Source organism: Parashewanella hymeniacidonis (assembly GCF_016900895.1).
Lineage (GTDB): Bacteria > Pseudomonadota > Gammaproteobacteria > Enterobacterales > Shewanellaceae > Parashewanella > Parashewanella hymeniacidonis.
On record NZ_JAFEUN010000155.1, the window covers coordinates 1 to 7,059 of the forward strand.

Here is a 7,059-nt window from a genome sequence, read left to right on the forward strand (position 1 = left end):
AGTGGAATGATTAAATTTGGTGAAAGTATGAAGCTTTAGAATAAGCAGTCAAATTGATCGCAAGATCGTTACAAAATCTTACAGTTTGGTGACTCACCACAACTTATTGAGTAGTTACGATAACAGTAGTACACAAGCAACAGAAGGAACACCTAAAGAAAGTGACTTAACTTCGATTACTTTTAGGCAGTTGTTTTTATTAAGGAATGCAACTAATGAGGAAAGCCCATGGTTTTCTTCACACTCAACGATGAAAGCTCTTACCATCATAGGAACAGATAAAGAACTTAAATACGAAGAAGAATTTTCATATGGTAAATCTCCAGATATCAGCATTCGTCTTGCAGTGTTAGCAAGCGGTTCTGCACCTTTTCTAATGAGTGATGTAGAAATTGAAGGTAGAAGTTATATCGATGGCGGCATCACAAATAATACTCCACATGCCTATTTAAAAACCTCTCCTGGTTTAGTTATTCAACTTGGCGCCTCTCATACCCCCGTTAACGAATTAGGTATCAAAGATAAACTCATAAGTAAATGCACTGATTTCATAGTAGGTTGTGAGGCGTCTGAGTATGAAAATTTTGACTCTAAATCTGCATCAAGTTCTCAGAGATTAAAAGTGTTCAACCTAACACCATCTGCCTCAACTTTACATATTAATCAAGCAGTTGCGAATTATTATCCAAACCTAAATTCAGCTGAACAACAATATTATGAGTTTGAAGCTCAATTATTGAGTAAGCTAAAAAAAACCGAAGATTCAAATACTGAGAGTCACGCAGAAAGTAAAGAGTCACCGGAATATTACCGATATAGAAAGTACGCAAGATCAGAGTCGTACGTAGATGAATTTGTTAATATCAGTATTAAAGGTAGAGATCAGATTACAGAAGAAAAGTTAACAATTAAGAAAGTTCTAAATTAAAACCGCTATCAAGATTCTAAAAGATAAATATCCCCTCATAAATACAAGGCAAAAAAATACCGCTTTAAAAAGCGGTATTTCATAAAAAGGAGGTTAATGCACTTCACTCACCATATTTAAGGTGTACTTAGGGATCTCGACAACCATATCGGAATCGACCACTTTAGCTTGGCAAGATAAGCGAGACTCAGGCTCTAAACCCCAAGCTTTATCAAGCATGTCATCTTCAAGTTCATCGCTTTCTTCTAGCTCGTCAAAACCTTCACGCACAATACAATGACACGTAGTACAAGCACATGACTTTTCACAAGCATGTTCAATATGTATGCCATTTCTTAGCGCTACATCAAGAATCGTTTCACCGACTTCCGCTTCAGCAACTGCACCATCAGGGCAAAGTTCTTCGTTAGGAAGGAATACAATCTGTGGCATAATTTTACCTATAAACTTTCTACTGATTGGCCGGTTAATGCAGCCTTAATCGAATTATCCATACGTTTTGCAGCAAAGACCTGAGTTAAATCATCAAGCGCTTTGATTGCATTTTCAATTGCTTGTGTGCTTTCTTCGCCTGTTACATCAGCGAGAAGGTTCATCGAAGAGTCAATTTCAGCTCGCTCTTCTGCTGATAATAGCTCTCCATCCTTCTCTAATGCAGAGCTTAGGCTTTCAAGTACACGTGCTGCTTCAACACGTTGCTCAGTTAACATTCTTAACTCAATATCGCCTTTGGCGTTATTCATAGAATCTTTGATCATATTAGCAATTTCAGTATCTGAAAGACCAAATGAAGGTTTAACTTGAATGCTAGACTGAACGCCAGTGGATTTTTCCATTGCCGTAACACTCAACAAACCATCCGCATCTACTTGGAATGTCACTCGAATATGAGCGGCCCCCGCTGCAAGCGGCGGAATACCTGTTAGTGCAAAGTCAGCAAGAGAGCGGCAATCATTGACTAATTCACGCTCACCTTGAACGATGTGAACCAACATTGCTGTTTGACCATCTTTAAAGGTCGTAAATTCTTGAGCTCTAGCTACTGGGATTGTCGTATTCCTTGGGATAACTTTCTCAACTAAGCCACCCATGGTTTCCATGCCCAATGACAATGGAATTACGTCAAGCAGCAATAATTCTGAATCTGGCTTGTTACCAACGAGAATATCTGCTTGAATCGCTGCTCCGATAGCAACAACACGATCTGGGTCGATCGAAGTTAACGGCACTTTACCAAAGAAACTTTCAACTTGAGTGCGAACTAAAGGAACACGCGTTGAACCACCAACCATTACAGTTTGTAAAACTTCATCTGACGTTACGCCCGCATCACGAAGTGCACGACGGCAGCTAATGATGGTTTTATTAACTAATGGCAAAATCAGTGCATCAAAATCATCTTTAGTGATTAGAGCCGTTTGTTGTTTACCACTATCTAACTCAAGCATTGCTTCTACTGAACTGTGTTCAGTCAGTGCTTCTTTTACTCTGCGAGATTCAATGAGTAAACGACGATGCTCGGTAGAACTTAACGCATCAAGATCCCATTCTTTGATCAAATAATCTTGCAATAAATGATCAAAGTCATCGCCGCCTAACGCAGAATCACCGCCAGTTGCCAGAACTTCAAATACGCCTTTATTCAAACGTAAAATTGAAATATCAAAAGTACCACCACCTAGATCATAAACGGCGATAACGCCTTCTTGTTCTGAATCTAAGCCATAGGCAATAGCTGCAGCTGTAGGCTCGTTTAATAAACGAAGAACTTTAACACCGAGTAAACTCGCAGCGTCTTTAGTACCTTGTCGTTGTGCATCGTCAAAATATGCCGGTACAGTAATCACTGCGCCTTGTAACTCACCGCCTAAAGATTCTTCTGCACGTGCAATTAACGGACGTAAAATTTCTGCAGATACTTGGATTGGGTTGACCTTACCTTGATTCGTTTCAAAAACAGGTAGCCCATGCTCACTGGCTTCAAACTGGTAAGGAAGGTTTCTATAGGTATCTTGGATATCAACAAGACTACGTCCCATAAAACGTTTAACCGATACAATGGTATTTTTTGGGTCTTGTGACGATAGCCCTGCGGCTTCATTACCCACTAATACATTTTCACCATAATGAACAATTGAAGGTAATGAGTGATTGCCATTTGAATCAGCTAATGTTTTGGCTTCACCACTTCTTACAGTAGCAACCAATGAGTTGGTGGTACCTAAATCGATACCGACTGCCAATTTATGCTGATGTGGAGCCGCCGTTTGTCCCGGCTCTGCGATTTGCAAAAGGGCCATAAATTCTCTACTTAATTTTTATAGATCAAACAAAGCATCTTCGATGCGAGTCAATTCATCTTCTAATTTTGTCATAAACTTGAGTTTACGTATCTGATCAGCGGCAAAATTATTATCTTCTTCCGTCATAGACGTTAGTGAATTCACTAAAGATGCATTAATTGACTTTTGGTGTTCAGAAAAAGACATTCTTAAATGATCAACAGCTTGATGCGGGTCGTTTTGATCACGAATTTCTTCTAGTGCTTCACGCCATTCCATTTGCTGCATCAAGAACATTCGATCTTTCACGGTTGATGTATCGTGGCTGATATCTAAACCACGCAGCGCCAACATATGTTCTGCACGTCGGATAGGATTTTTTAGCGTTTGGAAACCATCGTTAATTTGTGCGGTTTTTTGCACTGCTAATCGCTTTTGTTGCTCACTGCTGTTAGCAAATTTGTCTGGATGAACCGCTCGTTGAAGATCTCGATAACGCTCTGAGAGTTGAGCGTTATCAATTGAGTAATCGACAGGAAAACCGAATAATTCGAAATAGTTCAATGTATTTCCTTTCAGTTGTAGTTAAACGGTAAAACTCTCACCGCAACCACACTCTCCTTTAGCATTAGGGTTATTAAACTCAAAACCTTCGTTTAAGCCTTCTTTAACAAAGTCGAGTTCAATGCCTTGAAGATAGATAAAGCTCTTTGCATCGATGATGATATTAACACCATCGATTTCATACAGTTCATCGTCGTCATTCAAGTCATCAACAAACTCAAGTATGTAAGCCATACCTGAACAGCCTGCTGTTCTTAAACCTAATCGCAAACCAAGGCCTTTACCTCGGTTTTTCAAAAAGGACTTAACCCTGTCAGACGCAGCTGGCGTCATTGTTATTGCCATTTACAACTCCGAGCTTAACCTGCAGCTAATTCATGCTTTGATTTATAATCTTCTAATGCGGCATGAATAGCGTCTTCTGCTAAGATAGAACAGTGAATTTTTACAGGAGGTAAAGCAAGTTCTTCTGCGATATCAGTATTTTTGATTTCAGCAGCTTCTGCTAATGTTTTACCTTTAACCCATTCTGTCACTAATGAGCTCGACGCAATCGCACTACCACAACCGTAAGTCTTGAACTTGGCATCTTCAATAATACCTTCTTCGCTGATCTTTAGTTGAAGCTTCATCACGTCACCACATGCTGGTGCACCGACCATTCCAGTAGCAACAGATGGATCATTTTTATCCATTGAACCAACGTTACGAGGGTTTTCGTAATGTTCAATTACTTCTTCACTATAAGCCATGATACGACTCCATTAATCCTGTTTGCTAAGAGGGGCTACCTTAATGGTGCGCCCACTGAACTGTATTTAAATCGATACCGTCTTTGTACATTTCCCAAAGCGGTGACATATCACGTAATTTACCAATCGATTTATTAATAATATCAATTGAATAATCAATGTCTTCTTCTGTCGTGAAACGGCCAATCGAAAAACGAATTGAGCTGTGTGCCATTTCATCATTCAAACCTAATGCACGTAATACATAGCTAGGCTCAAGACTCGCTGAAGTACACGCTGATCCTGAAGAAACCGCTAGATCCTTAAGCGCCATCATCAGTGACTCGCCTTCAACAAAGTTAAAGCTCACATTCAATGAACCACAATAACGTTGCTCTGCATCACCATTGATAAAGGTTTCTTCGATATCTTTGATTCCCGCCCATAACTTGTCACGTAAATGACGGATACGGTCGTTATCCTTATTCATATCAGCTTGAGCAATTGCAGCTGCTTCACCTAAACCAACAATTTGATGAGTTGCTAGTGTTCCGCTTCGAAATCCACGCTCGTGACCACCGCCATGCATGGTTGCTTCTAATCGAATTCTTGGCTTACGACGTACATACAATGCGCCGATACCTTTAGGGCCATACATTTTGTGACCAGAAATCGAAATCAAATCAACTTTCATCTCTTGAACGTCAATAGGCAATTTACCTGCACTTTGTGCAGCGTCGATGTGAAAAATCACTTTCTTAGAACGGCAAAGTTCACCAATCGCTTTTACATCATGAACAACACCAATTTCATTGTTTACATGCATTAAGCTCAGTAAAACAGTATCTTCGCGAATTGCATCTTCAATACGATTCATTGGAATAATACCGTTCGCATCAGGTTCAAGATATGTCACTTCAAAACCTTCACGCTCTAACTGACGGCAAGTATCTAGTACAGCCTTATGTTCAGTTTTGCTGGTAATGATGTGCTTGCCTTTCTTCTGATAAAAATGCGCAACACCTTTAATGGCTAAGTTATCTGATTCAGTAGCACCTGAAGTAAAAATCACTTCACGTGGATCAGCATTAATTAACTCAGCGACTTGATTACGTGCAATATCAACCGCTTCTTCGGCTTGCCAGCCATAGCGATGAGATCGTGACGCAGGGTTACCAAAGATGCCGTCCATAGTCATGTATTGCATCATCTTTTCAGCTACACGCGGATCAACCGGTGTTGTTGCTGCATAATCTAGATAGATTGGAAGCTTCATTTCACACTCCGTACACCGTTATCACCTTAATTGTGATAACCAAAGTACAAATTTTAGTTTTAATATCGGCAAGAACTTACAATGAAATTCTATGTTCTTGCTGTAATTTATCTTGCTTAACCGAAATAAACTGAACATCACGCTTAAGCATTAAGCCTTCTAGAGAGATACCGTTCAGAAAATCAGAAATTTGTTTGCTTAAATCATCCCACAACGAATGCGTCAAACAACGAGAACCACCTTGGCAATTGCCTTGACCGTGACAGCGAGTCGCTTCGACTGATTCGTCAACTGCATGAACGACCATACCTACTGAAATTTCACCAGCATTAAGTCCTAAGCGGTAACCGCCTCCAGGCCCACGAACACTAGCAACAAGGCCTTTTTTACGTAGTTTTGCAAAAAGCTGCTCAAGATAGGACAGTGAAATTCCCTGTCTCTCAGATATATCTGCTAGAGGTACCGGACCAGTTGCAGAATGTATTGCTACGTCAAGCATTGCTGTGACCGCATAACGTCCTTTTGAGGTAAGTTTCATGACCGAACTCGTTCCTACTTAAGTATAACTTAAATTGAAACATACCCGAGTAAAACAGTCAAGTATTTATCTGACTAATTTAGTCAAGTATTATCCATTTGAGTGGGGATTAACCATTCATACTTATTTAATAACATCATTAAGCCATAACTCTCTCAATGTATTACTACGAATGGTATTAACTATTGGACGCGTATTTAACCCTTTTGCGTTCAAAAATTCAATGAAAAACGTTATTTATTTCTCATTTTTCACTATTTTATTTCAATTGAAGTTTAACCCGAATAATTTGTGTCTATTCGGGTTGAAAACTGAACTTTGATTTCAGTTGATATCAAAGCGAGATAACAAGCTAGCTTATTTTTGGACAGAAACGTTTCAGAAATTAAAAATGACTGCAAAAAATTAAGATTAAAAATACTAAGGTTAGATCAATCAGTAACCGTACTAAACTACCAGTGACAATTTGCAGCTCCTTATTGGTGCTTTTCGAATCCCAAAAATGCAGTATTGTAGTGTGATCGACATTAGATGCGATCAATTTGAAGATTATACTGTATGTAAAGGAATAACGGTGAAGAAACCGAAAAGTGATTACCGCCTGTATTGAATTATGGTGGCTATGTTTCTATAAACTGTTGGTAGGCGTATACTGATTCAAATTGTAGTATCAGGTAATCAATTATGAACATAGCCAACTTTCATAAGCTGATAAAAAGTCTACAAGGATTGAATGACAA

At 39.3% G+C, this 7,059-nt stretch carries 8 protein-coding genes; 1 reads left to right on the forward strand and 7 read right to left on the reverse strand.

The genetic code is table 11. From position 1 onward, the window contains the following. Window positions 1-106 precede the first annotated feature (106 nt). Window positions 107-928, forward strand: a complete 822-nt coding sequence (locus tag JQC92_RS20135) for a patatin-like phospholipase family protein (protein WP_205001320.1) — start codon at window positions 107-109, stop codon at window positions 926-928. Window positions 929-1,021: 93 nt separating this feature from the next. On the opposite strand, the gene fdx is transcribed toward JQC92_RS20135, so the two are convergent. The 7 genes from fdx to iscR form a co-directional block, all read right to left on the reverse strand. After that, complete coding sequence (fdx, locus tag JQC92_RS20140; RefSeq protein WP_205001321.1) at window positions 1,022-1,360, reverse strand: ISC system 2Fe-2S type ferredoxin; 339 nt, start codon at window positions 1,358-1,360, stop codon at window positions 1,022-1,024. Between the two features lie 8 nt (window positions 1,361-1,368). Next, the gene (gene hscA, locus JQC92_RS20145; protein WP_205001322.1) at window positions 1,369-3,228 is read right to left on the reverse strand and encodes a Fe-S protein assembly chaperone HscA; all 1,860 of its coding nucleotides are present in this window, start codon (window positions 3,226-3,228) and stop codon (window positions 1,369-1,371) included. 18 nt (window positions 3,229-3,246) lie between these two features. Continuing rightward, the gene (gene hscB / locus JQC92_RS20150; protein ID WP_205001323.1) at window positions 3,247-3,774 is read right to left on the reverse strand and encodes a co-chaperone HscB; all 528 of its coding nucleotides are present in this window, start codon (window positions 3,772-3,774) and stop codon (window positions 3,247-3,249) included. Window positions 3,775-3,795: 21 nt separating this feature from the next. Beyond that, window positions 3,796-4,119, reverse strand: coding sequence for an iron-sulfur cluster assembly protein IscA (iscA, locus tag JQC92_RS20155; protein WP_129947920.1), 324 nt, complete (start codon window positions 4,117-4,119; stop codon window positions 3,796-3,798). 14 nt (window positions 4,120-4,133) lie between these two features. After that, window positions 4,134-4,526, reverse strand: a complete 393-nt coding sequence (gene iscU, locus JQC92_RS20160) for a Fe-S cluster assembly scaffold IscU (protein WP_205001324.1) — start codon at window positions 4,524-4,526, stop codon at window positions 4,134-4,136. Between the two features lie 40 nt (window positions 4,527-4,566). Continuing rightward, window positions 4,567-5,781 (reverse strand): IscS subfamily cysteine desulfurase, encoded by a 1,215-nt coding sequence (locus JQC92_RS20165; protein ID WP_205001325.1) that lies wholly within the window; start codon window positions 5,779-5,781, stop codon window positions 4,567-4,569. A gap of 76 nt (window positions 5,782-5,857) precedes the next feature. After that, the gene (iscR, locus tag JQC92_RS20170) at window positions 5,858-6,319 is read right to left on the reverse strand and encodes a Fe-S cluster assembly transcriptional regulator IscR (protein ID WP_129947923.1); all 462 of its coding nucleotides are present in this window, start codon (window positions 6,317-6,319) and stop codon (window positions 5,858-5,860) included. Window positions 6,320-7,059 lie beyond the last annotated feature (740 nt).

Bases quoted from the DNA above. Each gene is read 5' to 3' on its own strand.
- iscA (WP_129947920.1), bottom strand. From the start codon at position 4,119: ATGGCAATAACAATGACGCCAGCTGCGTCTGACAGGGTTAAGTCCTTT.
- JQC92_RS20165 (WP_205001325.1), bottom strand. From the start codon at position 5,781: ATGAAGCTTCCAATCTATCTAGATTATGCAGCAACAACACCGGTTGAT.
- iscR (WP_129947923.1), bottom strand. From the start codon at position 6,319: ATGAAACTTACCTCAAAAGGACGTTATGCGGTCACAGCAATGCTTGAC.
- hscA (WP_205001322.1), bottom strand. From the start codon at position 3,228: ATGGCCCTTTTGCAAATCGCAGAGCCGGGACAAACGGCGGCTCCACAT.
- iscU (WP_205001324.1), bottom strand. From the start codon at position 4,526: ATGGCTTATAGTGAAGAAGTAATTGAACATTACGAAAACCCTCGTAAC.
- fdx (WP_205001321.1), bottom strand. From the start codon at position 1,360: ATGCCACAGATTGTATTCCTTCCTAACGAAGAACTTTGCCCTGATGGT.